This is a genomic window from Spiroplasma endosymbiont of Acasis viretata (assembly GCF_964031275.1).
GTDB classification, from domain to species: Bacteria; Bacillota_I; Bacilli_A; order Mycoplasmatales; family VBWQ01; genus Spiroplasma_E; species Spiroplasma_E ixodetis_A.
On sequence record NZ_OZ035019.1, the window covers coordinates 316,621 to 342,194 of the forward strand.

Genomic DNA, 25,574 nt, shown 5'->3' on the forward strand with positions numbered 1-25,574 from the left:
ATTCATGTTATTATTACTAAGTAATTAAAAAATATTAATGAGGTATAAGATGAGTATTGTCACAATTGAGAATTTAACACATGCTAATGGTGGAAAAGTTTTATATAAAAACGCCACTTTACAAATTAATAAAGGTGAACATGTGGCATTAATTGGTATGAATGGTGTTGGTAAAACAACATTATTAAATATTATTAATGGAACAGTATCTGCAGATCATATTAATTTAAATATTCATCCTAAAATTAAAATTGGTTATTTGGATCAACATCAAGAGGTTAATTTAGAATTAACAGTTTTACAATATTTGCGTGAAAGTTATCAAAAACTTTTTGAACGCGAACAACAAATGGAAAACTTATATGCAGAAATGGCTAATAATTATAGTGAAGAGTTATTAACGAAAGCAATGAAAATTCAAGATGAATTGACACACCAAGGATTTGATACTATTAGTAAAAAAATTGGTCGTTTAGTTGATGGATTGGGTATTAATTTACAACTTTTAGAACAAACTTTAGGTAGTTTAAGTGGTGGTCAAAGAGCAAAAGTGTTATTAGCAAAATTATTATTAAATGAAGATGATTTTTTATTACTTGATGAACCAACTAATTTTTTGGATATTGAACAAATTAATTGATTAGCTAAGTTTTTACAAAATTACCCTAGTGCATTTTTATTGGTGTCACATGATCGTAATTTTATTAATACAACATGTAATATTATTTTTGATATTGATAATTATATGATTACTCGTTATGTTGGTAATTTTGAAAGTTTTTTAGAACAAAAAAGTTTACATCATCGTCAATATGAATCAGCATATTCAAATCAAAAGAAATTAATTGAAAAATTAGAAACTTATATTAGTAAAAATGCAGCACGTGCTTCGACTGCTAAAAGTGCTGAATCAAGAAGAAAACAATTATCCAAAATTAATGTTTTAGAAAAACAGCAAATCCAGTCTCCTCCAAAGTTTTATTTTAAGTATTATAAAACAACAAGTTCAATTGCTGTCCAAGCTAAAAACCTTGAAATAGGTTATCATAAACCATTAATTAAGCCGCTTACTTTTGTTATTAAGACTGGTAGTAAGTGAGTTGTTAAAGGGTATAATGGAATTGGTAAAACTACTTTCTTGCAAACGTTAGCTGGTAATATTTCAGCACTTGCTGGAAATATTAATTTAGATGATCGAATGCAAGTAGCGTATTTTCATCAAACTGAAGTAATGACTAGTACTACTCCATTTAATTATTTAAAAGAGTTAGATATTAAATTAAATGATGTTGAGATTAGAAGAATTTTAGCAAGTTTTGGTTTGCGTAGTAATTTAGTAATGAAACCAATGAACTTACTTTCTGGTGGTGAACAAACTAAGGTTAGATTAGCAGCATTGGCATTAAAACCTTATAACTTATTAATTTTAGATGAGCCAACTAATCATATTGATGTTTTAGCTAAAGAGTCTTTATTAAAAGCATTGCAAGAATTTGAAGGCACTGTATTATTGACAACTCATGATACTAATTTTAATAATAGTTGAGTTGATGGGGTTTTAGATTTTGAAAAATTAACAAATTAGTGAAATTAAAATAGTTATTTTTAATATTTAATTTATACATTTAAACAAATAAAAAAAACTTATAACTAAATCTTAGTTATAAGTTTTTTTTATTTGTTTAAATTATCCTTTACGATTACGGTCGTCACGGTCTCGTCTGCTAAATCCACCACTGTTTCCTCAACTAGAATCACCACGGTCAGAACGTGGTCTAAAGTTTCCACGATCAGAAGAATTTCTATCCCCTTGTGTTCTTGCTCCACGTTCAGCAAAACGTTTTTCACGTTCTTCTATGATTTTTACAAGTGTTGTTAAACTTGCATTAATAGTAATTACTGTTTCTTTTAAAACTTTAATTTCTTCTAATAATGCTTCTATTGTTTGATTGTTTTCCATTAACAATGCCTCTTCTTTCTGGCGCCTAATTGATAAATCTGATAATAATATCTGATATAATGAGATTAATAAGCACTTAATTAAGTATAGCATTAAAATTAAAATTGTATAGTATATAGTCATATATTTTATAGTTAAAAATAATTATTATTATGATAACTATTATTTGTTTATTAGACTTGGTGCAAAACTAAGGTAATTCAAAATTATATATTCCTGCTATTAAATTAAATCTTAATGCAAATCTTCGTATTTTATTGCGATATTTTAAAGTTAAAATTTTAAAACGTTTTAGTTTAGCAAATACGTGTTTAATTTTAATTCTAATTTTGCTTAAATTTTTATTGTATTCTTTTTGAATTGGTATTAATTTATTGTATTTACTTTTTTTAAATGGCAAAAATGTATTTTTATGAATATTTTGTATTCCTTGATAACCTGAATCAACAAAAAGTTGTTTTTCTGGATGAATAAAAGTTTTAGATTTTAAAAGTAATTTAAAATCATGAATGCTTCCAAAACAAAAAGCGGTTGAAATAATTTTTCCATTTAAAATATCAATAATTATTTGCGATTTAAGAGTATGATGTTTGTTTTTACCCGAAAAAAGTAATTTTAGTTTTTTTTAATTCTTTCAATTGGAGTTTCAGTAGCATCAATAGCTAGTAAAGTATTATTGATTCCTTTATTTTTGATTAAATCTTTTTTGCCAGATAAATTAAAAATTCCACTCTTTATTAAAGTATTTTCAATTCAAAAAATATTACGAATGCAGCTAGTATGACTAATATTATATCTTTTTGCAATAACTCTATAACTACTATACTCTTTTCAGTATTCTAATGTCATTAATAAACGATTTTCTATTGATAATTTATTAGGTTTACCACCAACTGCTTTTTTAATTGCTTCAGCTTTTTTTAAAATTTCAACCATTTTTTGAAATGTTTGTAGTTTTATTCCCACTAAACTATAAAATTCTTGTTCATCTTTGTATTTTTTTAACATAATAATTATCACCTTTGATATTAATAATAACCGTTAAATTATTAAAATTAAAGGTTTTGCACCAAGTCTATTAAATATCAAGTATATAGGGACTACGTCCCTCGCCACTACGTGGCTCACCCAAATTATAGTCCCAGTGAACCTACTGGGACTATAATTATTTTTATTTATCTTTATTTTTAGGTTTATCTTTCTTTTTTAATATATTATCTAATTTATCCAAACCAGCAGATTTAATATCACTATAAGTCATATCAATACTACTTGCTTCTTTAAGAACCTGTTTAAAATCTTTTAGAGAATAGGATAAAATGATTATATATTTTAAAATAAGAGGTATATATGTGTAAAAATTATCCTAGTAATGTTAAGAATGTTACCAAAAAAATTTTCCAAAATGACAAATTGTATATTATTATTTTCAAGCTTGAAGTAAAAATAATAATAAAGAACCTAGTGTATTACAATTAGTTTTAAAAAAAATTAGTCAAGGCATTTCGTATCAATAATGGTAGAAAAGAACAAACTAGTTTTTGTATAATTGATTCACAAAGTGTTAAAAATACAGATACTACTAAAAATAAAGGTTATGATGCTGGTAAAAAGATTTCAGGAATAAAGCGTCATATTGCTGTTGATTCTCAAGGTTTACCACATGCAATTTACATAACCACAGCAGAAAAAACAGATCGTAATAGTGCTATAATAATGATTGAAAATGAAAAAGAGAATCTTTCTGCAGTTCAAAAAATACTAGTAGATGCTGGTTATACTGGTGAAAAATTTGCTTCTAAAATTAAAACAATTATAAATGCAAATGTTGAAGTTATAAAACGTAATGAATTACATTCTTTTGTAGTATTACCAAAAAGATGAGTTGTAGAACGAAGTTTTGCATGATTAGAAAAATGCAGAAGATTATGAAAAAATTGTGAAAAAAAATTAAATACTAGCTTACAAATGGTTGTTCTTGCCTTTATTTCAATTTTATTGAAAAGATTTTAAACAGGTTCTAAAGAGTTGAGGAAATTTAGGAGAATTTGATAATGAATAAAGAAAAATTAATTAATTGATTAAATAGACTTGGTGCAAAACCTTTAATTTTAATAATTTAACGGTTATTATTAATATCAAAGGTGATAATTATTATGTTAAAAAAATACAAAGATGAACAAGAATTTTATAGTTTAGTGGGAATAAAACTACAAACATTTCAAAAAATGGTTGAAATTTTAAAAAAAGCTGAAGCAATTAAAAAAGCAGTTGGTGGTAAACCTAATAAATTATCAATAGAAAATCGTTTATTAATGACATTAGAATACTGAAAAGAGTATAGTAGTTATAGAGTTATTGCAAAAAGATATAATATTAGTCATACTAGCTGCATTCGTAATATTTTTTGAATTGAAAATACTTTAATAAAGAGTGGAATTTTTAATTTATCTGGCAAAAAAGATTTAATCAAAAATAAAGGAATCAATAATACTTTACTAGCTATTGATGCTACTGAAACTCCAATTGAAAGAATTAAAAAAAACTAAAATTACTTTTTTCGGGTAAAAACAAACATCATACTCTTAAATCGCAAATAATTATTGATATTTTAAATGGAAAAATTATTTCAACCGCTTTTTGTTTTGGAAGCATTCATGATTTTAAATTACTTTTAAAATCTAAAACTTTTATTCATCCAGAAAAACAAGTTTTTGTTGATTCAGGTTATCAAGGAATACAAAATATTCATAAAAATACATTTTTGCCATTTAAAAAAAGTAAATACAATAAATTAATACCAATTCAAAAAGAATACAATAAAACTTTAAGCAAAATTAGAATTAAAATTGAACACGTATTTGCTAAACTAAAACGTTTTAAAATTTTAACTTTAAAATATCGCAATAAAATACGAAGATTTGCATTAAGATTTAATTTAATAGCAGGAATATATAATTTTGAATTACCTTAGTTTTGCACCAAGTCTAATAAACAAATTAGTATTTGTTTATGTGATTCTTTAAAAGAAGCCGGTAAACTTACTGCTTATTATAAAGTACTTGAATTTATAGAAAATGGAGAAGCCACTTGCCACTTGCCACTTAGCCCTTTTTACTAGACCATTAATTTAAAAAACCTGAATGTATTCTAAAAACAATTGTGTTATATAATTAACACTAATTTTAACCTGAAAGGATTTTTATTAATGGATAAAATTAAACAAATAGCATTAGTAATTAACAAATTAAATATCAAAGAAAAAATTAAAATTATTGATGATTGTAAAAATCAATATTCAATTAGAAACCTATGTCAATATCTTCAATTAAACAGATCAACATATTACTTTTTAAAAAATAAACAAAAACCTATTAAAAAAGAAGAAAATCATATTATTAAATGCAATCATAAATATCAAAAAATATGCCAACTTTTAATCGAATTTCATTCTACAAGAAAAGGCAGAATTTATGGATATTTAAGAATTTTTTCAGCTTTTAAAGAGTGATTAAAACAAGAAAAAAATATCATTTTAAATATAGAATTATCAATAAAACAAATGCGAAAAATTATGAAAGAACACAATATTCAAGGATTAAAACAAACTAAAAATAACTATCCTAAAAACAAAAAAAATCCAAATAAGTGAATACCTACAATGGATAAAGTAAACAAAGATTATAAAAGTACAACCTCTTCAAATCAAATTTGATCAATGGACACTAAACAAATAAATACTAAAGAAGGATGATTATATCTTTTTGTAATTATTGATTTTTATTCAAATAATGTTGTTAGTTATAATATTGCTCCTAATAAATCATATCAGGATTTAATTCTTCCTGCTCTTGAAAAAATCAACAAACAATTTTCTTGAAATCAAATAAAAAATGTTATTTTACATTCAGATAACGCCAACGAATTTTATTGTCAAGATATCACAAAATGAGCAGAGGATAAACAAATAATTTTAAGCAAAAAACAACCTTATGATATTGGTGGTAATGTATTATCTGAAAACTGATTTTCTCATTTATCTCAAGAATGACTACCTAAAGGATCAAATCAATATTTATCCATCAATGAAGCTATAAATGATGTAAATCAATATGTTATGTTTTATAATTATGAAAGAATACATTCTAAATTTCTAAAACCACCAATTTTACAAATTAAAATTTAGAATTTTATATCAAAAATGGTCCAGTAATTAAGGGCCAACCACCGTTAGCAAAGAGCAATTTGAAAATATAAAATCAATTTTAGAAAATACTAAAAAGAGAACTAAACCAAGAAGTTTAGATTTATATGAAGTATTTTGTGCAGTTTTATATGTATTAAAAAGTGGTTGCCAGTGAAGAATGTTACCAAAAAATTTTCCAAAATGACAAATTGTATATTATTATTTTCAAGCTTGAAGTAAAAATAATGATAAAGAACCTAGTGTATTACAATTAGTTTTAAAAAAAATTAGTCAAGGCATTTCGTATCAATAATGGTAGAAAAGAACAAACTAGTTTTTGTATAATTGATTCACAAAGTGTTAAAAATACAGATACTACTAAAAATAAAGGTTATGATGCTGGTAAAAAGATTTCAGGAATAAAGCGTCATATTGCTGTTGATTCTCAAGGTTTACCACATGCAATTTACATAACCACAGCAGAAAAAACAGATCGTAATAGTGCTATAATAATGATTGAAAATGAAAAAGAGAATCTTTCTGCAGTTCAAAAAATACTAGTAGATGCTGGTTATACTGGTGAAAAATTTGCTTCTAAAATTAAAACAATTATAAATGCAAATGTTGAAGTTATAAAACGTAATGAATTACATTCTTTTGTAGTATTACCAAAAAGATGAGTTGTAGAACGAAGTTTTGCATGATTAGAAAAATGCAGAAGATTATGAAAAAATTGTGAAAAAAAATTAAATACTAGCTTACAAATAGTTGTTCTTGCCTTTATTTCAATTTTATTGAAAAGATTTTAAACAGGTTCTAACAAACTCATTTGTACCTTTACGAACAACCCTTAAATCAATACCCTTAGCATTACCAGCATGTGGTCATCAATCGCGTATCATATTATAAGGTATTTTTCTATTAAAAATTATATGAAAATGAACTGCTCCACGCTCTTGATATTCATAAACATACATATATTTTAATTCACCCATATATTTAGCACGCTTACGGTCATTTCATCATTTCTTTAATTTAAGAAAAAATAAACGAATATCTTTTTTTGATTGTTTAACATCTTGCATATTTTCAGCATAAGTTAAAGTAACAAAACTTAACATATTACTATTATAAAAATTATGTAATGCTTTTTGAATTAAATTAGTTTTAGTACGAACAGTACTATTTCTTAATTTTTGCTTATTACCAACATAACATTTACCTTTCTTATTTCCAATATTATTTAAAAAAGAAATAGGTAAAACAACGTTTTTAACATAACAAGCATAAAAAATCTTTTTAACATAAAAATATTGTTGAATATCCATATATAAAACTCTACTATTCTAAGTTTTAAAAACTAATTTTATACATTTTAATAACAAATGAATTTTAACATAAAAAATTATAAAAACAAATATAAAACAAAAACGTTACTTAACTAACCTAGTAAATAATACATTAAAATTAGTTTTTTATTTTACTAAAGTAATACTTTTAAATTTAAAAGTACGTATACCTTGAAAATCAATTAAATTTTCAATATCAATAGCAGTGATAATAAAATGATATGTAGTGTTTTTAATTTTATATGTAAAATCATATTTTAAATTAATTGTTTCGATATTATTGATGGTAGTTTTAGTCATAGTAATATCAGAAGTATTACCTATTTTTTTATTAATGCCGGTTGTGTTATCAGCATCAAAATAAACTTCATAGTTATCTTTAATTCATTGATTATTATTAGCAGTAATAATATTTTTAATTCCTAATTTATGACTTTCATAAGTAGTACCAAGTAATAAATTTAAGATATTATTTAGTTGACTGTTTGGTTCAAGCATAGTTTTTTGTAAAATATCAAGTATTGAACCTTGAGTAAAAGTTGGATATTCTCGATCATCTTTATTAATGTGTCCACCTAATGATTTATATAATTCTTCGACATCGGTTGCTGTTACATCACTTTTATTAATTATGTTTTTTAGAGTAACAATAGTATCATTTTTAAGAATTATTAAGAGACCAGTAGTATTATTAAATAAAAAATTCTCTAAATCTTGTAGATCAATATTAATACCTTCATTACCTGGGTATTGTTCTGAAATTTTGGTAATTAGATCAGTAATACTAGTAATAATGTTTTTAACACTATATGTATTAATTGCTTTGATAATGGTATCAATTAATGGACTAGGATCATATGCACTATCACCAATAAGCCCGCCTAAGGTTAAATTTGCTGATATAGGTAAATGACCAATTTTAACTTTTAAATTAAGTTTAACATCATAAAGAAATGTATCGAAACCATGAGTTTCTTCTGTAGTTTTACCAAATACGGTTAGAAGTATTTGTTTTAATTTTTCTGGTTGGCTAATTAAAGATTTTATAGTATTGATAATATCAAGTAAATTATAGCTACCAGGACTTGGCTTTGATGGATAACCATTACCAATTGTTAAATTTTTAACACCTTCAGTAATATCGGGCATATCTAATATTCATTTTTTAATAACCGGAATAATTGCTTCAATAATTGTTAAGATATAAAGTGGGTTAGTTAAAAGATAGGGAAAGTATTTTTCAATATCAGCAAAAAATCCTTTATCATCAAATTGAACATCCGGTGGATTTATACCATTAACAGTTATATATTCTGAAAGAATATTACCTAAATACCTTGGAGTTTTACCATCTTTACCAAAAATTTTATTGTCTTCACTCATTTTTCAAAACAAGTAATTAATTAAAGTTCCACCATGATATAAATCATAATCTTGTTTTGATTTTCAATTTTCAACTTTATGACCAGGAAATTGACCAAAACTTGGACTTATTTTTCATTTTCCATCATCATTTCAAGCGCTATAAGGTTGACCACTATCATCTTTTCAATTATTCATAAACTTAGTTAATGTTTCTTCATCAGTGGGTGTAGAAGTTTGTTGATCAGATCAACTGCCATTGACTAAATTACCAAATATTCTAGTTAGCGGATTTAAAAAATTAGGACCATAGTTATTAATTAAATTAGCAACTAATTGTAATCCAGCTGGTAAACTGCTTAAGTCACCTTGTAATGATTTTAAAAAACTAGAAATGGGGTCCATACCAGCACCTACAACTATATTTTCTAATTGTGGGTTAGCCATAATTGATATAGTTCTAATATAATCAAGTGATGAAAAAACATCATTAACTTGCTTTTTACTATTGATGGTTTTAGTTAATTCACCTGTTCCAGAAGCTTTAAAAAAATTATTAGGATCAAAGTTATTTACATCAATTTTTCCATTTTCCCCTCAACGTGTTTGTAAATCACCTCAATTATTTAAACTAGTATTTTTAGTTAAATTATTAATACTATTATTTTTAATTTTTCCCATAATATCATCATTAGTACTACTAGTATCAGCACCTAACTCTTTTGACATAACCATACTTTTAATTAAAGCAGAAGTTTGGTCAGCAAAACTTTTAGCGATACTATTAGTTACACGGTTAACATAAAAATTAAAGGTACAAGCCGATAGAGGTAAAATAGTGGCACTTGTTATTAAGATAATTCCTAACTTGGTAAATACTTTTTTCATAGCAGTTCTCCTTAAATAAACTGTTATTTTTGTCAATTTTATTTTACTAAAATTTAATATATTTAACTCTGAAAATAATTAAATTCATTTCTTACAAATTGTATCATTAGTTATTTTAATTTTAAAATTTATTTAAATAAACAATTTAAATATGGTAATATATCAAACAGAGAAAAATTAAACATTATAAAAACTATCTATTATTTATTTTAAAATTATCCTATATATTAATTTTGTATAAGTGTGATATTATTAATCCATATGTGAACTTAATAATTAAAATTAAATGCAAAATTTTAATTTCAGGAATTAGGGAGAACTGTAATGGCAAGGTTAAATAAACGCGAAAAAGCGAATAATAAAAAAATGGTATCTACTAATAAGAAATCAAAAAAAAGTTTATTTAAGAATGCGTTACTATTAAAGCAGACTTTAGTTGCTACATGAAAAAGTAAATTACAATTAGTTATTTTACTATTACTTACTGCTTTTGCAACTTCGTTGGTTACTGGAAGTTGAATATCATACGTTAGAATGATTGAAGGAAGTAATCAATTAGGATTAAATGATCTTAAGTTTGATGCTGTTTTACCTTATTCACCAGTGTCGCAAGGTATTAAACAAATTGCTAATCAAGCTTTTAGTTTAAAGTTAGGTCGATTTTATGTTCAAGATGGAACTAATAGTAAAAGTACTAAAGCGCTTTATTTTGATGATACAAAAATAGGTACAGATCAAGAAATACTACCAATCACTAAAGATAACTTAACTATTGATTATACTCGTGATAATACTGGCAATATTACTGGGTTTAATGATATAAGATGAACAAATCCGGATAATCCTTTAGTTTTTAATTTGAATAATAATAATGTTAAAGCAAGCATCTATGGTCAATTATTATTAAAATCAAAAAATGCTGCTAATGAAAATTTAAAAAACCATTTTAAAACAGCAGCAGATGATTTATATCGCGATGTTTTCTTAAAAAAAACAGCACCCAATATTCTTCAATCTATTAATACTTTTATTAAGGAATGGATTACAAAACATTCAACAGATCCGATATTAAAGGAAACTGATAATGATAAAGTTACCACTTGAATTTTAGAAAATAAAATAAATTTTAGATCTTCTTCTAATGATGCTACTATTCCTGATAGTGTTAATTTGCAAGATCCAACAGAAAGAAATGAACTTTTTATTAAAGTAGTTAAGGAAACTGAAACTGATCCAAAATTAGATAATGAGTATGGTATGAATGGTCAATGAATGAGAATTTATCGTAATTTTTCTGCAGAAGAATCAGATAGTAAGATTTATACTAATTTTACTAATACTTCTATTGGTTATCATTCACCTTTTAACTATAATGTGATTAGTGATGGCACTGAAAGAGATGCATTTTCTACATATTTAATTCGTGCGGTTGCAGCATTACAAATGCGTGATTTATATGTTCGTAATCAATTTACTGCCAGTGCTGGAGTAATTAATAATACTCAAATTAATACTAAAATTATTGATATTAGTTTACCTAATGCTTTAAATCATACTAATCTAAAAGTATTTGAAGGTGTTGCACCAACAAGTAAAAATGAAATAGTTATTACGCCACAATATGCAAGAAAAAATAAAAGTAATAAAGCGTATAAACCAGGCTATCATATTAATATTAATGGTACTGACTTTATTGTTAGTGGTATTGGTGGTGATGCTTATGATATTTATCCAACGATTAGTGACTTAGATCCAATTCCTAATACAAGAACTGAATTTATTGCTTATGTTACACCTTCAGCATGAAATGATGGAAATTGATATAAGACAGCAGATAAAACCGATAATACTTTAATGTATTTTACAAAATGAAATAATATTCCTAAAAATAGTATTCATGAATTTGATGTTGATTTATTTAATGATTTTTTTCAAAAAACAATATTTAGTGATAATGGTGTTAGTGATTTAAATCAATATGATTATAATAAGTATTTAGTTGAGAAATATGGTAATACTAACCCAACACCACAATCATCTTCTACATATCTTATTAATCCAAATCCTGTAGTTACAAGTAGCAATAGTCAGTTTTCGCTTTATAATAGTAAAGAAAAGATATTTAATTCAGCAATAATTGGGTTTTTATTTGCAGCAATAGCAGGCGTATTATTTTTACTAGCGGTTGTTATTTTTATCACCACTTTAATTGTTAAAAAGGCAATCCAACATGGACAAGTTTCAATGGGTATTTTAAAATCAATAGGTTATAAAACATGACAAATTACGATTTCTTATTTGGCATATCCATTATTAACGCTATTAATTGCAATTCCAATTGGCTGAATTGTTGGTCTTGTAATTCAGGTATATTTAACTGAGATTTTTAATACTTTATTTGTTTTACCATATAATGTTTTTAACTTTGATGTTGTTCCATTATTTATTTCAATTGTTTTAATTATTGGTTTTATTACAGTTGTTACTTTATTAACTGCCTTTCGTCTTTTAAAACGTGATCCTTTATTTTTAATTAAAAAAGATAGTGATTTAGCTTTAGGTGTTCCTAAAAGTAGAGCTAGCAAGTTTTTACAAAATAATTTTCGTCTTCGTTTTTTATTATCATTATCAAAAACTAGTTGAAAAAAAATTTTAGTTACTTCGGGAGTTATTACTTTAGCTTCACTTTCAATTGTAGCAACAACACTAGTTCCTGCCACTATTAATAGTTTAAAAGTTAATTATTTCAAAACTCAAAAATATAAAAATTATTATGAGTATCAAACACCAATGCCGAATATGCCGATGAGTAAATATGGATTATATTCATGAGATTTTTTTAATCGACCAAGTGGTGAGAAATATTATCCAACTTATGGTGCTATGCCTTGACCTGAAGATAAAATTGTTTATGATGAGAAAAAGGCACGTGTTGGATGATATAATCCATTATTGTTTAAAAAAGAAAAATTAACTAATAATTTTGCTGATATTTTTACTTTCGATTCATCTTTTCCTGAATCTGAAAGAGCAGAGTTTATAAAAAAAATGTCCTCTTATTATCAAGAACAATCAACAGGGACATTAGATCTTAATGATTTAGTTTGATCATATAGTTGATTAGGTGGCAAAGCTTTTAGTAATCAGTTAATAACTGATTTAAGTAAAGAAGATAATACACCATCAAAAATATTTTCATATAATATTGTTAATTTTGCAAGTGGCCAATTACCTAATATTTTGCAGGTTCCCAATCCTGGAGTGCCCCCTGGTCCAGAGGCAATTAAAGAAATTTTAAATCAAGTATTACCGGGGTTTGTTCGTCAGAGTATTGATAGTTTGCCAAGACCTAATATTAAAGAAGATCCTTATGATTATTTTAGTATTGGTCATAATACTATTGCTTTTAATCCAAAAACTACTAATAATGGTGATATTAATGGACCAGATGAAGAATTAGTAACACAGTTTAAAGTTGGTGTTGATGAAAGTACAAAAATTGCTAAAAAAGAACTAATGGATGTTATTGGGATTAATCCCAATACTGCAATGTTAGTATTAAAAAATGATGAAGTTAAAGCTTTAAAATATAATGCTAATGCTAATGCTATTCCAATGGTTATCAATCGTGCTTTTCAATCTAAATTTGGATTAGATGTTGGTTCACAATTTAGTGGTGTACCACAAGTTAATACTTTATGTTATAAAAATATTCATGGTAAAAGTATTCCTTTATCAAAAGAAAATTGATATTACGGTGAAACACCACCAACAGATTCTTATACTACAAATGGTGGCATCTGATCAAAAAGTGGAACAAAATGAAATTATCGTGGTGATCAAAAAATAAAATTATCTGATAATAGTAAAGAATATAGTGATATCCATGGTACTAGGTATAATGGTATGTATGATGAAAAAGGACAACCAATTATAAATAATGAACCTAGTACTTGAAATAATGTTAATGATATTTGATTAAAATTGCCTTCTGATATTGATCATCATGCTATAGAGGGTACAATTCCAACAGCTGATGGGACTAAAATTATTGAATTTAATTTAGAAAATATTTCCGATTTAACAGGTAAATGAATTAGACCTTTTTCATATGATTTGGTAAAGTCATATAATGGATTTGATCCTAAAGATCCATTAAGTATTTTATTAAACCGCCCAGCAGAATGATTTATGGGAATGGTTAATAATAATATTTTAACTAAAGAAAATAATATTAATGCTGATAGTTTACAAGCAGATATTAAAAATAACATGCCAACATGATGAAAAAATATTACGGGTAATGATAATCCACTTCATACATATCAAGTTGTGGGAATTCAAGATTCTTATGATACTCCTAAAGCCTATGTTGATCAAAAATGAGCTAATGAAATTATGGGTTATAGTTATATTGATGATAATCCTTATTATTCAGGAACGGATGTATTTCAATGATTTAATGGTAAGTTAAGTGCTAATGCTAATGTTTTTGATTTAATTGGAAGAATGAGTTTTAAATCAAATTTAGATGATTATACTATTTATGCAACGACTAGTTTAAGTGGTAATCAAAATATACCAATGGTCAAAAAAAATTATTTATTATCAAGACAACAAGCAATGCTTACTAAAATGTCAGATATTGCTTTCAGTGCTAGTGCTTTATTTATTGTGACAACGATTATTTGTTCAATATTAATTGTTATTATGATTACTGATTTATTTACCGATCAATTTCGTCGTTTTATGGCTCATATGAAAGCAGAAGGATATACTAATTGAGAAATTAATTCTTTTACTTTAGGTATTTTTACACCTTGAGCATTACTTGGTTATATTGTAGGGTTTGCCCTAGGTTACCTTGCTATTTATGGTTTAATTAATATTCTTATTAGTTTTGTTGGTGTGGCTTTACCATTTACAATAACATGATGAATATTACCAGTAAGTTTTATCATAATTGGTGGTATATATATTTCAACATTTATTATTAATAATCATGAATTAAATAAAATGAATTTAATTGAATTATTAAAATCTGATGAATAAAATAAAGTTCACTAAAGAATGTTTGGTAAATTTAAATATTTAAATTTACCAAATTAATAGTCAAATATGTATACTTTATTTGAAAACTAAATATTGTTTTTAACTCATTACTTTATTTTAAAGTAAATGGGTTTTTTATTTTGAAAGGAGAAAAAAGAATTTTGAAAGATAAATCATTAATTTCTAATTATTATGATATATTAAATGTATTACCAACAGCATCAGTAGCAGAAATTAAAAAAAAATTCAAACAGACTGCTCTAAAAACTCACCCAGATAAAAATAATAATCCTCAATCAAAACTTAAAATGCAAGAATTGAATGAAGCAAAAAGAATATTAACAGATGAAAACTTAAGAAAAGTTTTTGATCAAAAACTTTTTATTTACTTTTTACAAAATGGTAATAATAAGGAAGTTATTTATTTTCTTACTAATAAAATAAATAATTTAAATATAAATGAAAAAGATAATTCTGGTAATACTCCTTTACATTATGCATGTTTTCATAATTTTTTAGAAACTGCAGATCTATTAATTAAATATGGCGCTAATATAAATATCAAAAATAATAGAGATAATACTCCTTTACATTATGCTATAATGGGTAATGCTGATTTAAAATTTATTAATTTATTAATTGATAAGGGTGCTAATTTTATTGAAAAAGATAAAATGGGTAATGATAGTTTATCTTTTGCCAAAGATTTTTCAAAAGATAAGAAAATTTCTGAATTTTTTTTAAAAAAAATGAAAAAATTAAAAATAAAACAAAATCAAAAAAATTTATTAAATATAACTAAAAAAATTACCAATATTGAAAGAGAAATTACCAATATTGAAAGAGATATTGCACATTTTGAACAGAAAAAAATAAATTCAGTATTAAATTATATTATTATTATTTTTACTTTTGGTTGTGTTAATAAGAACAAAGATATAAATAAGGATATTTTAATTAAAACTGATCAACTTAAAAATTTATTATTAGAAAAAGAAATTGCTAATAATGAGAAACATGTATTTGAAGAAAAAATCAACCGATTAAGTTTTAATAAAACTAAAAAAATAAATGCAATGGATTTACAAAATCAACCTTCAACAAGTGGATATAAACCATCAAATTCATCATGTATTTAATAAAACAAGTTAAAAAGATTGCAAAAGCAATCTTTTATTTTTAGTTAAAATCAAGAAAAATTGATTGATAGGTGGTTGGCCCTTAATTACTGGACCATTTTTGATATAAAATTCTAAATTTTAATTTGTAAAATTGGTGGTTTTAGAAATTTAGAATGTATTCTTTCATAATTATAAAACATAACATATTGATTTACATCATTTATAGCTTCATTGATGGATAAATATTGATTTGATCCTTTAGGTAGTCATTCTTGAGATAAATGAGAAAATCAGTTTTCAGATAATACATTACCACCAATATCATAAGGTTGTTTTTTGCTTAAAATTATTTGTTTATCCTCTGCTCATTTTGTGATATCTTGACAATAAAATTCGTTGGCGTTATCTGAATGTAAAATAACATTTTTTATTTGATTTCAAGAAAATTGTTTGTTGATTTTTTCAAGAGCAGGAAGAATTAAATCCTGATATGATTTATTAGGAGCAATATTATAACTAACAACATTATTTGAATAAAAATCAATAATTACAAAAAGATATAATCATCCTTCTTTAGTATTTATTTGTTTAGTGTCCATTGATCAAATTTGATTTGAAGAGGTTGTACTTTTATAATCTTTGTTTACTTTATCCATTGTAGGTATTCACTTATTTGGATTTTTTTTGTTTTTAGGATAGTTATTTTTAGTTTGTTTTAATCCTTGAATATTGTGTTCTTTCATAATTTTTCGCATTTGTTTTATTGATAATTCTATATTTAAAATGATATTTTTTTCTTGTTTTAATCACTCTTTAAAAGCTGAAAAAATTCTTAAATATCCATAAATTCTGCCTTTTCTTGTAGAATGAAATTCGATTAAAAGTTGGCATATTTTTTGATATTTATGATTGCATTTAATAATATGATTTTCTTCTTTTTTAATAGGTTTTTGTTTATTTTTTAAAAAGTAATATGTTGATCTGTTTAATTGAAGATATTGACATAGGTTTCTAATTGAATATTGATTTTTACAATCATCAATAATTTTAATTTTTTCTTTGATATTTAATTTGTTAATTACTAATGCTATTTGTTTAATTTTATCCATTAATAAAATCCTTTCAGGTTAAAATTAGTGTTAATTATATAACACAATTGTTTTTAGAATACATTCAGGTTTTTTAAATTAATGGTCTAGTAAAAAGGGCTAAGTGGCAAGTGGCAAGTGGCTTTTTTGGATTTATTATTAAATTAAAATATAATAAATTACTTATTAAATAAAACTTTTAAATCGTACTATTAATATTTTAATAAAATTAAAGTATTAATGTCATAAATAACTAGTTATTTATTGGTATAATAAACAATGTAGGTGAAAATATGGCATTTTTTAAAAATTTAAAGACAAAATTATTTGGTCAAAAGACAACTAAATATGATCAGGGCCTTAAAAAGTCAAGAACATTATTTGCATCTAAAATTAAAGCATTAGCAGCGCGTTATCATCAACTTGATGAACAATATTTTGAAGAATTAACTGAAGTATTAATTTTAGCAGATGTTGGATACAAAATGGCAGAAACTATTACTGATGAAATTCGTCATGAATCCAAAATCCAAAAATTAACAAAACCAAAAGATATTAATGATATTATTATTGATAAAATGTTTGTTATTTATACTGATGGTCAGTTGGTTTCTACAAGATTAAATTTTAGTAGTAATAATATTTCGTTATTTTTAGTTGTTGGTGTTAATGGTAATGGTAAGACAACATCAGCATCTAAATTAGCAGCTAAATTAAAGACACAAGGTAAAAAACCAATTCTAGTTGCTGCTGATACTTTTCGTGCTGGTGCAGTTGAACAATTACAAATTTGAGCAGAAAGAATTGGCATTCCTTGTTATTTAGGAACACCAAAGCAAGATCCAGCTAGTGTTGTTTATGCTGGAGTTGAAGCAGCTAAATCTGAAGGTTGTGATGTTATTATTGTTGATACGGCAGGAAGATTAGAAAATAAAGTTAATTTGATGCAGGAGTTAAAAAAGATTAATAAAATTATTACTCAGAAATTAGGACATGAAGCTAATGAAACATTGTTAGTAATTGATGGTACAACTGGACAAAACGGTATTAATCAAGCACAAGAATTTATGAAAATTGTTTCTTTGACTGGCATTATTTTAACAAAAATGGATGGCACTGCTAAAGGTGGTATTATTCTTGCTATTAAGGAAGAATTAGATATTCCTGTTAAATTAATGGGTTTTGGTGAAGATATTAATGACTTGGAAGAGTTTGATTTAGATAAGTATATTTTTAGTTTAACAAGTGATTTGTTTGTGGAGTATGAAAATGAATAGTTTAGAAAAACAAGTTTTATATTATAGTTTATTTGCTTTTTATAATACATTATTAACAGCAAAACAAAAACAATATTTTACAAATTACTTTATTGAGAATTTATCTTTACAAGAAATTGCTGATTTACAAAAAGTATCACGAACGGCTGTTCATGATAGTCTACAAAAAGTTATTATTTTATTAAATAAATATGAAAGTAAGTTGCATCTTTATGAAAAATATAAACAACGACAAGTAATATATGAAAAATATACGGAAAAGTATAATTTTATTAAAGTTTTACAAGAAATTGATAAAATAGAATAAAGCAGGTGGAAATTAATGAAAATTTTAATAATTGGTGATATTTACAGTATTGTTGGTAGACAAATGGTTAAATATTGAATTCCTAAAATAAAAAAGGAATATGAAAATCAATTTAAGATTCATTTAGTAGTTGCGAATGGTGAAAATACTACGCATGGTAAATCATTATGTAAAAAACACTATGATGAATTAAAAAATGCTGGTATTGATATTATTACTACCGGTAATCATATTTTTGGTCATCCTGATGTTCCTAAGTATATTAATACAACTCCCGATTTATTGCGTCCTTTAAATTATAATCCTTATCATCCAGGTAATGGTACAATTTTAGTTAAAGTTGGTAATAAAAAAGTGCGTGTAACAAACTTAATTGGTCGTACTTTCATGGATAAATCTGATAATCCTTATTTTGCTCTTGAACAACTTATTACGATTGATAAACAAAATAGTGAAGAAAAAAGTGACATTCATATTATTGATTTTCATGCTGAAGCAACAGCGGAAAAGTTATCTTTTGCTTGAAATTTTGATGGTCAAGTTACTTGTGTGGTAGGAACTCATACTCATGTTCAAACAGCAGATAATCGTTTATTACCAAAAGGTACCGCTTTTATTAGTGATGTTGGAATGACAGGTCCGTTTTATTCTATTATTGGTGCTAAAGCTGAAGAAGTTATTATTCGTGATAAAAAAAGTATGCCAGCAAAATTTAGTCCAGCAGATGGTGAAGGTCAATTTTCAGCTGTTTTATTAACTATTAATGATGAAACAAATAAAGCACAAAAAATTGAACGTATTTTTATTCATCCACAAGCACCTAATTTTAAAATTTACGAATAATTAGAAATATAGGAAGGGACTAACTTTAACATGATATGAAACAATGCTAATTTTTTTACTGAGCAAAATGGTTTATATTCGATTTTAATTGGGATTAGTATATTAGTAATTTTAAGAATTTTAAGAATTTTATTAATGGCAAAAATTAAAGACAATGTTCATGTACAACAAGCTGCTGAAATACGAGAAAAGGTAATTATTTTACGTGATGGTTATGAAGTAAAATTATTTAAGCAAATGGTTGATAAAAGTACAGTCATTATTATTGGTGCTCATGGCTTGCAAGGTCAAAAAGATGATTTTAAATTACTAAGTTCTTTTTATAAAAAATCACAACTATCTTTGATTACTTATGATCGAAGAGGTAATGGTAAAAATGGACAAGATTGAAAATTTAAATCATTAGGTACTGATATTAATGATTTAAAAGATATAATAAGTGCAGTAAAATCTAAATATCCCAATCAAAAAATTATTGTTTTTGGTGAATCATTAGGCGCAGCTATTGCTAGTCATGCTGTTAAAAATAATTCACAAGTATCAGCATTAATTACTAGTAATTTAGTAACTAAAAAAAATCTTTATCAATTTTCATTAAGTTTTATTATTTGTTTTTGTTTTGCTTTTATTTTTAATTCTAATATTCAAATGCCAATCTATGTTGAAAATCAAGATATTTCTAGTAATAATGCTCATATTACTAATATAAATCAAAGATATAGTAATCGTCAAAATTGATCATTACGTTTTTTACTACAATTTAAAAAAATTAATAAAAAAAGTATAATGGAAATTAGTAATTCAAAACTTCCAACGTTAATCTTGCAAAGCGCTGATGATGTATTTAGTGATTTTCATCAACTTAAAATTAATAAAAAATATTGGAAGAAACATCATAGTTATGTTTTTATTTTTGATGGTAAACATGCTTTAATTAATGAACCTAATATTAAAGATATATTTGATAATGAAATTATGCCATGAATTACAAAAAATATTTTACTTGAGAAAGGTTAAAAAATATGAAATTAATACCTAATATTACCCATCCTCTTTTTACTAGTGAGTCTGTTGCTCCTGGTCATCCTGATAAGATTTGCGATCAAATTGCTGATGCAATTTTCGATGCTTTTTTAAAACAAGATCCACATGCCAAAGTAGCATGTGAGGTTTTTATTACTACAAATTTTGTTTTAATTGGTGGTGAAGTTCATAGTCACGCTCAAGTTGATTATCAAGTAATTGCGCGAAAAGTTATTACTGAAATTGGTTATATAAATGATGAAATTGGATTCAATGGCTTTACTTGTGAAATTAAAGTGTTAATTCATGAACAATCACCTGATATTTTACAAGGTGTTGAATTAAAAAATCATCAAATTGGTGCTGGTGATCAAGGAATAATGTTTGGTTATGCATGTCAGCAAACATCAGAATATATGCCATTAGCAATTGTTTTAGCACATGAATTAATTAAACGAGCTACAAAATTACGAAAGGAAAAAAAATTTAAGTATGCACTTCTTGATATGAAAGCGCAAGTTACTATTGATCAAGAAGACCCTAAAAATTTAAAAATACATACTATTTTAATGAGCATTCAACATCAAGCAAATTATGATGAAAAACAATTTAAAACATTTATTCATACAGAAATTATGCAATATATTGCTAATAAATATCATTTAAATCTTGATTTTAAATATTTAATTAATCCAACCGGTAAATTTGTAATTGGTGGACCTGCTGGTGATACTGGTTTAACAGGAAGAAAATTAATGGTTGATACTTATGGTGGAGCTGCTTGTCATGGTGGGGGAGCTTTTTCAGGAAAAGATCCCACTAAAGTTGATAGAACTGGTGCTTATTATGCTAGGTATATTGCTAAAAATATTGTTGCTGCTAACTTAGCAAAGATTTGTGAAGTACAATTAGCTTATGCAATTGGAACTCCTGAACCAATTGCAATATTTGTTAATACTCATCAAACTATTATTTCCGGTTTAACAGAGGCAAAATTAACAGAAATAATTTATCAAGTCTTTGATTGTTCTGCTAGTGCTATGATTGATAAATTAGAGTTATTGAAACAAAATTATCAACAATTATCAACTTATGGTCATTTTGGTAGAAATGATTTACAATTACCTTGAGAGAAATTAGATAAAGTTAGTTTATTGAAAACTTATTTACCAAAAAAATAAGATGGGGAGAAATATTTTATGTTTTTAGAAGTAATAGCTACATCTTTAAAAGATATAGAAAAAATTAATAATTCTTTAGCTGATCAAGTTGAACTTTGTACTGCTATGGAATTTGGTGGTTATACTCCAAGTTATGAATTGATTGCTGAAGCATGTAAAATTTCATTGAAACCAGTAATGGTTATGGTTAGAAATAATAATAATGGTTTTAATGTTACTGATAATGATTTTAAAATCTTTAAAAGAGATATTGAATTTATTAAAACAACTCATGCATCAGGTATTGTTTGTGGTATTTTAACTAAAGATAATAATATTGATGTTGAAAGAATGAGTGAAATTATTAAATTAGCAAAGCCTTTAAAAATAACTTTTCATCGTGCTTTTGATGAAATTTTTAATAAAAAACAAGCTTTAGAACAATTAGTAAAATTAGGTGTTGGTGGTTGGCCCTTAATTACTGGACCATTTTTGATATAAAATTCTAAATTTTAATTTGTAAAATTGGTGGTTTTAGAAATTTAGAATGTATTCTTTCATAATTATAAAACATAACATATTGATTTACATCATTTATAGCTTCATTGATGGATAAATATTGATTTGATCCTTTAGGTAGTCATTCTTGAGATAAATGAGAAAATCAGTTTTCAGATAATACATTACCACCAATATCATAAGGTTGTTTTTTGCTTAAAATTATTTGTTTATCCTCTGCTCATTTTGTGATATCGTGACAATAAAATTCGTTGGCGTTATCTGAATGTAAAATAACATTTTTTATTTGATTTCAAGAAAATTGTTTGTTGATTTTTTCAAGAGCAGGAAGAATTAAATCCTGATATGATTTATTAGGAGCAATATTATAACTAACAACATTATTTGAATAAAAATCAATAATTACAAAAAGATATAATCATCCTTCTTTAGTATTTATTTGTTTAGTGTCCATTGATCAAATTTGATTTGAAGAGGTTGTACTTTTATAATCTTTGTTTACTTTATCCATTGTAGGTATTCACTTATTTGGATTTTTTTTGTTTTTAGGATAGTTATTTTTAGTTTGTTTTAATCCTTGAATATTGTGTTCTTTCATAATTTTTCGCATTTGTTTTATTGATAATTCTATATTTAAAATGATATTTTTTTCTTGTTTTAATCACTCTTTAAAAGCTGAAAAAATTCTTAAATATCCATAAATTCTGCCTTTTCTTGTAGAATGAAATTCGATTAAAAGTTGGCATATTTTTTGATATTTATGATTGCATTTAATAATATGATTTTCTTCTTTTTTAATAGGTTTTTGTTTATTTTTTAAAAAGTAATATGTTGATCTGTTTAATTGAAGATATTGACATAGGTTTCTAATTGAATATTGATTTTTACAATCATCAATAATTTTAATTTTTTCTTTGATATTTAATTTGTTAATTAGTAATGCTATTTGTTTAATTTTATCCATTAATAAAAATCCTTTCAGGTTAAAATTAGTGTTAATTATATAACACAATTGTTTTTAGAATACATTCAGGTTTTTTAAATTAATGGTCTAGTAAAAAGGGCTAAGTGGCAAGTGGCAAGTGGCTTTTTTGGATTTATTATTAAATTAAAATATAATAAATTACTTATTAAATAAAACTTTTAAATCGTACTATTAATATTTTAATAAAATTAAAGTATTAATGTCATAAATAACTAGTTATTTATTGGTATAATAAACAATGTAGGTGAAAATATGGCATTTTTTAAAAATTTAAAGACAAAATTATTTGGTCAAAAGACAACTAAATATGATCAGGGCCTTAAAAAGTCAAGAACATTATTTGCATCTAAAATTAAAGCATTAGCAGCGCGTTATCATCAACTTGATGAACAATATTTTGAAGAATTAACTGAAGTATTAATTTTAGCAGATGTTGGATACAAAATGGCAGAAACTATTACTGATGAAATTCGTCATGAATCCAAAATCCAAAAATTAACAAAACCAAAAGATATTAATGATATTATTATTGATAAAATGTTTGTTATTTATACTGATGGTCAGTTGGTTTCTACAAGATTAAATTTTAGTAGTAATAATATTTCGTTATTTTTAGTTGTTGGTGTTAATGGTAATGGTAAGACAACATCAGCATCTAAATTAGCAGCTAAATTAAAGACACAAGGTAAAAAACCAATTCTAGTTGCTGCTGATACTTTTCGTGCTGGTGCAGTTGAACAATTACAAATTTGAGCAGAAAGAATTGGCATTCCTTGTTATTTAGGAACACCAAAGCAAGATCCAGCTAGTGTTGTTTATGCTGGAGTTGAAGCAGCTAAATCTGAAGGTTGTGATGTTATTATTGTTGATACGGCAGGAAGATTAGAAAATAAAGTTAATTTGATGCAGGAGTTAAAAAAGATTAATAAAATTATTACTCAGAAATTAGGACATGAAGCTAATGAAACATTGTTAGTAATTGATGGTACAACTGGACAAAACGGTATTAATCAAGCACAAGAATTTATGAAAATTGTTTCTTTGACTGGCATTATTTTAACAAAAATGGATGGCACTGCTAAAGGTGGTATTATTCTTGCTATTAAGGAAGAATTAGATATTCCTGTTAAATTAATGGGTTTTGGTGAAGGTATTAATGACTTGGAAGAGTTTGATTTAGATAAGTATATTTTTAGTTTAACAAGTGATTTGTTTGTGGAGTATGAAAATGAATAGTTTAGAAAAACAAGTTTTATATTATAGTTTATTTGCTTTTTATAATACATTATTAACAGCAAAACAAAAACAATATTTTACAAATTACTTTATTGAGAATTTATCTTTACAAGAAATTGCTGATTTACAAAAAGTATCACGAACGGCTGTTCATGATAGTCTACAAAAAGTTATTATTTTATTAAATAAATATGAAAGTAAGTTGCATCTTTATGAAAAATATAAACAACGACAAGTAATATATGAAAAATATACGGAAAAGTATAATTTTATTAAAGTTTTACAAGAAATTGATAAAATAGAATAAAGCAGGTGGAAATTAATGAAAATTTTAATAATTGGTGATATTTACAGTATTGTTGGTAGACAAATGGTTAAATATTGAATTCCTAAAATAAAAAAGGAATATGAAAATCAATTTAAGATTCATTTAGTAGTTGCGAATGGTGAAAATACTACGCATGGTAAATCATTATGTAAAAAACACTATGATGAATTAAAAAATGCTGGTATTGATATTATTACTACCGGTAATCATATTTTTGGTCATCCTGATGTTCCTAAGTATATTAATACAACTCCCGATTTATTGCGTCCTTTAAATTATAATCCTTATCATCCAGGTAATGGTACAATTTTAGTTAAAGTTGGTAATAAAAAAGTGCGTGTAACAAACTTAATTGGTCGTACTTTCATGGATAAATCTGATAATCCTTATTTTGCTCTTGAACAACTTATTACGATTGATAAACAAAATAGTGAAGAAAAAAGTGACATTCATATTATTGATTTTCATGCTGAAGCAACAGCGGAAAAGTTATCTTTTGCTTGAAATTTTGATGGTCAAGTTACTTGTGTGGTAGGAACTCATACTCATGTTCAAACAGCAGATAATCGTTTATTACCAAAAGGTACCGCTTTTATTAGTGATGTTGGAATGACAGGTCCGTTTTATTCTATTATTGGTGCTAAAGCTGAAGAAGTTATTATTCGTGATAAAAAAAGTATGCCAGCAAAATTTAGTCCAGCAGATGGTGAAGGTCAATTTTCAGCTGTTTTATTAACTATTAATGATGAAACAAATAAAGCACAAAAAATTGAACGTATTTTTATTCATCCACAAGCACCTAATTTTAAAATTTACGAATAATTAGAAATATAGGAAGGGACTAACTTTAACATGATATGAAACAATGCTAATTTTTTTACTGAGCAAAA

21 protein-coding genes and 2 pseudogenes are annotated in these 25,574 nt (G+C 25.2%); 17 read left to right on the forward strand and 6 right to left on the reverse strand.

What is annotated here, in order from left to right:
- Positions 1–49: 49 nt before the first annotated feature.
- Positions 50–1,585, forward strand: coding sequence for an ABC-F family ATP-binding cassette domain-containing protein (locus AAHM96_RS01760; RefSeq protein ID WP_342273413.1), 1,536 nt, complete (start codon positions 50–52; stop codon positions 1,583–1,585).
- 102 nt (positions 1,586–1,687) lie between these two features.
- On the opposite strand, the gene AAHM96_RS01765 is transcribed toward AAHM96_RS01760, so the two are convergent.
- On the reverse strand, positions 1,688–1,960 hold the full coding sequence (locus AAHM96_RS01765; RefSeq protein ID WP_281748939.1) for a hypothetical protein: 273 nt from the start codon (positions 1,958–1,960) through the stop codon (positions 1,688–1,690).
- A 190-nt stretch (positions 1,961–2,150) separates the two neighbouring features.
- Positions 2,151–2,968: pseudogene (locus AAHM96_RS08385) on the reverse strand (IS5 family transposase).
- 383 nt (positions 2,969–3,351) lie between these two features.
- Between AAHM96_RS08385 and AAHM96_RS01780 the strand changes: the two are divergent.
- From AAHM96_RS01780 to AAHM96_RS01795, 5 genes and pseudogenes are all read left to right on the forward strand, one after another.
- A pseudogene (locus AAHM96_RS01780) lies at positions 3,352–3,973 on the forward strand (IS5 family transposase); the annotation flags it as partial.
- A gap of 143 nt (positions 3,974–4,116) precedes the next feature.
- Positions 4,117–4,509 (forward strand): transposase family protein, encoded by a 393-nt coding sequence (locus tag AAHM96_RS08390; protein ID WP_342272745.1) that lies wholly within the window; start codon positions 4,117–4,119, stop codon positions 4,507–4,509.
- A gap of 2 nt (positions 4,510–4,511) precedes the next feature.
- A complete protein-coding gene (locus AAHM96_RS08395; RefSeq protein WP_425288769.1) occupies positions 4,512–4,934 on the forward strand; it encodes a transposase family protein in 423 nt (140 codons plus the stop codon).
- Positions 4,935–5,168: 234 nt separating this feature from the next.
- Positions 5,169–6,146, forward strand: coding sequence for an IS3 family transposase (locus AAHM96_RS01790; protein WP_342272797.1), 978 nt, complete (start codon positions 5,169–5,171; stop codon positions 6,144–6,146).
- 67 nt (positions 6,147–6,213) lie between these two features.
- Positions 6,214–6,955 (forward strand): IS5 family transposase gene (locus AAHM96_RS01795; RefSeq protein ID WP_342273687.1). Its coding sequence is split into 2 segments (ribosomal slippage): positions 6,214–6,426 and positions 6,428–6,955, totalling 741 coding nucleotides; the frame shifts between segments, so codons are not numbered across the junction.
- Here AAHM96_RS01795 and AAHM96_RS01800 read toward each other — a convergent pair.
- Positions 6,938–7,474, reverse strand: a complete 537-nt coding sequence (locus tag AAHM96_RS01800; RefSeq protein ID WP_342273414.1) for a rolling circle replication-associated protein — start codon at positions 7,472–7,474, stop codon at positions 6,938–6,940. The two genes, AAHM96_RS01795 and AAHM96_RS01800, sit on opposite strands and share 18 nt — an antisense overlap.
- A 147-nt stretch (positions 7,475–7,621) precedes the next feature.
- Positions 7,622–9,592: a hypothetical protein gene (locus AAHM96_RS01805; protein WP_342273415.1), complete on the reverse strand. Its 1,971-nt coding sequence runs from the start codon at positions 9,590–9,592 to the stop codon at positions 7,622–7,624.
- A 477-nt stretch (positions 9,593–10,069) separates the two neighbouring features.
- On the opposite strand from AAHM96_RS01805, the gene AAHM96_RS01810 reads away from it, so the two are divergent.
- Complete coding sequence (locus AAHM96_RS01810) at positions 10,070–14,797, forward strand: ABC transporter permease (protein WP_342273416.1); 4,728 nt, start codon at positions 10,070–10,072, stop codon at positions 14,795–14,797.
- 140 nt (positions 14,798–14,937) lie between these two features.
- Positions 14,938–15,936 carry a DnaJ domain-containing protein gene (locus AAHM96_RS01815; RefSeq protein ID WP_342273417.1) on the forward strand — a complete coding sequence of 333 codons (999 nt, stop codon included), beginning with the start codon at positions 14,938–14,940 and terminating at the stop codon, positions 15,934–15,936.
- Positions 15,937–16,049: 113 nt separating this feature from the next.
- On the opposite strand, the gene AAHM96_RS01820 is transcribed toward AAHM96_RS01815, so the two are convergent.
- Complete coding sequence (locus AAHM96_RS01820; RefSeq protein WP_342272797.1) at positions 16,050–17,027, reverse strand: IS3 family transposase; 978 nt, start codon at positions 17,025–17,027, stop codon at positions 16,050–16,052.
- A gap of 272 nt (positions 17,028–17,299) precedes the next feature.
- Here AAHM96_RS01820 and ftsY (AAHM96_RS01825) point away from each other — a divergent pair, with 272 nt between their 5' ends.
- The 6 genes from ftsY (AAHM96_RS01825) to AAHM96_RS01850 are packed head-to-tail and all read left to right on the forward strand — an operon-like array spanning position 17,300 to position 22,117.
- Positions 17,300–18,283, forward strand: a complete 984-nt coding sequence (gene ftsY / locus AAHM96_RS01825; protein WP_342273418.1) for a signal recognition particle-docking protein FtsY — start codon at positions 17,300–17,302, stop codon at positions 18,281–18,283.
- Complete coding sequence (gene ylxM, locus AAHM96_RS01830; protein ID WP_174481096.1) at positions 18,276–18,590, forward strand: YlxM family DNA-binding protein; 315 nt, start codon at positions 18,276–18,278, stop codon at positions 18,588–18,590. Before ftsY (AAHM96_RS01825) ends, ylxM (AAHM96_RS01830) begins: the two co-directional genes overlap by 8 nt.
- A 15-nt stretch (positions 18,591–18,605) precedes the next feature.
- Positions 18,606–19,433 carry a TIGR00282 family metallophosphoesterase gene (locus AAHM96_RS01835; protein WP_342273419.1) on the forward strand — a complete coding sequence of 276 codons (828 nt, stop codon included), beginning with the start codon at positions 18,606–18,608 and terminating at the stop codon, positions 19,431–19,433.
- Between the two features lie 30 nt (positions 19,434–19,463).
- Positions 19,464–20,450 carry an alpha/beta fold hydrolase gene (locus AAHM96_RS01840; RefSeq protein ID WP_342273420.1) on the forward strand — a complete coding sequence of 329 codons (987 nt, stop codon included), beginning with the start codon at positions 19,464–19,466 and terminating at the stop codon, positions 20,448–20,450.
- Between the two features lie 11 nt (positions 20,451–20,461).
- Positions 20,462–21,637 carry a methionine adenosyltransferase gene (gene metK, locus AAHM96_RS01845; RefSeq protein WP_425288772.1) on the forward strand — a complete coding sequence of 392 codons (1,176 nt, stop codon included), beginning with the start codon at positions 20,462–20,464 and terminating at the stop codon, positions 21,635–21,637.
- Between the two features lie 18 nt (positions 21,638–21,655).
- The gene (locus AAHM96_RS01850) at positions 21,656–22,117 is read left to right on the forward strand and encodes a copper homeostasis protein CutC (protein ID WP_342273422.1); all 462 of its coding nucleotides are present in this window, start codon (positions 21,656–21,658) and stop codon (positions 22,115–22,117) included.
- A 4-nt stretch (positions 22,118–22,121) separates the two neighbouring features.
- Here the strand turns inward: AAHM96_RS01850 and AAHM96_RS01855 are convergent, their stop codons facing one another.
- Positions 22,122–23,099: an IS3 family transposase gene (locus AAHM96_RS01855; protein ID WP_342273423.1), complete on the reverse strand. Its 978-nt coding sequence runs from the start codon at positions 23,097–23,099 to the stop codon at positions 22,122–22,124.
- Positions 23,100–23,372: 273 nt separating this feature from the next.
- Here AAHM96_RS01855 and ftsY (AAHM96_RS01860) point away from each other — a divergent pair, with 273 nt between their 5' ends.
- Genes ftsY (AAHM96_RS01860) through AAHM96_RS01870 form a run of 3 tightly spaced genes read left to right on the forward strand, consistent with a single transcriptional unit; the run spans position 23,373 to position 25,506 of the window.
- Entirely contained in the window at positions 23,373–24,356 is a 984-nt protein-coding gene (ftsY, locus tag AAHM96_RS01860) for a signal recognition particle-docking protein FtsY (protein ID WP_342273424.1), read from the forward strand.
- Positions 24,349–24,663 (forward strand): YlxM family DNA-binding protein, encoded by a 315-nt coding sequence (gene ylxM / locus AAHM96_RS01865; protein ID WP_174481096.1) that lies wholly within the window; start codon positions 24,349–24,351, stop codon positions 24,661–24,663. The genes ftsY (AAHM96_RS01860) and ylxM (AAHM96_RS01865) overlap by 8 nt, the downstream gene beginning before the upstream one ends.
- A gap of 15 nt (positions 24,664–24,678) precedes the next feature.
- The gene (locus AAHM96_RS01870; RefSeq protein WP_342273419.1) at positions 24,679–25,506 is read left to right on the forward strand and encodes a TIGR00282 family metallophosphoesterase; all 828 of its coding nucleotides are present in this window, start codon (positions 24,679–24,681) and stop codon (positions 25,504–25,506) included.
- Positions 25,507–25,574: the final 68 nt, after the last annotated feature.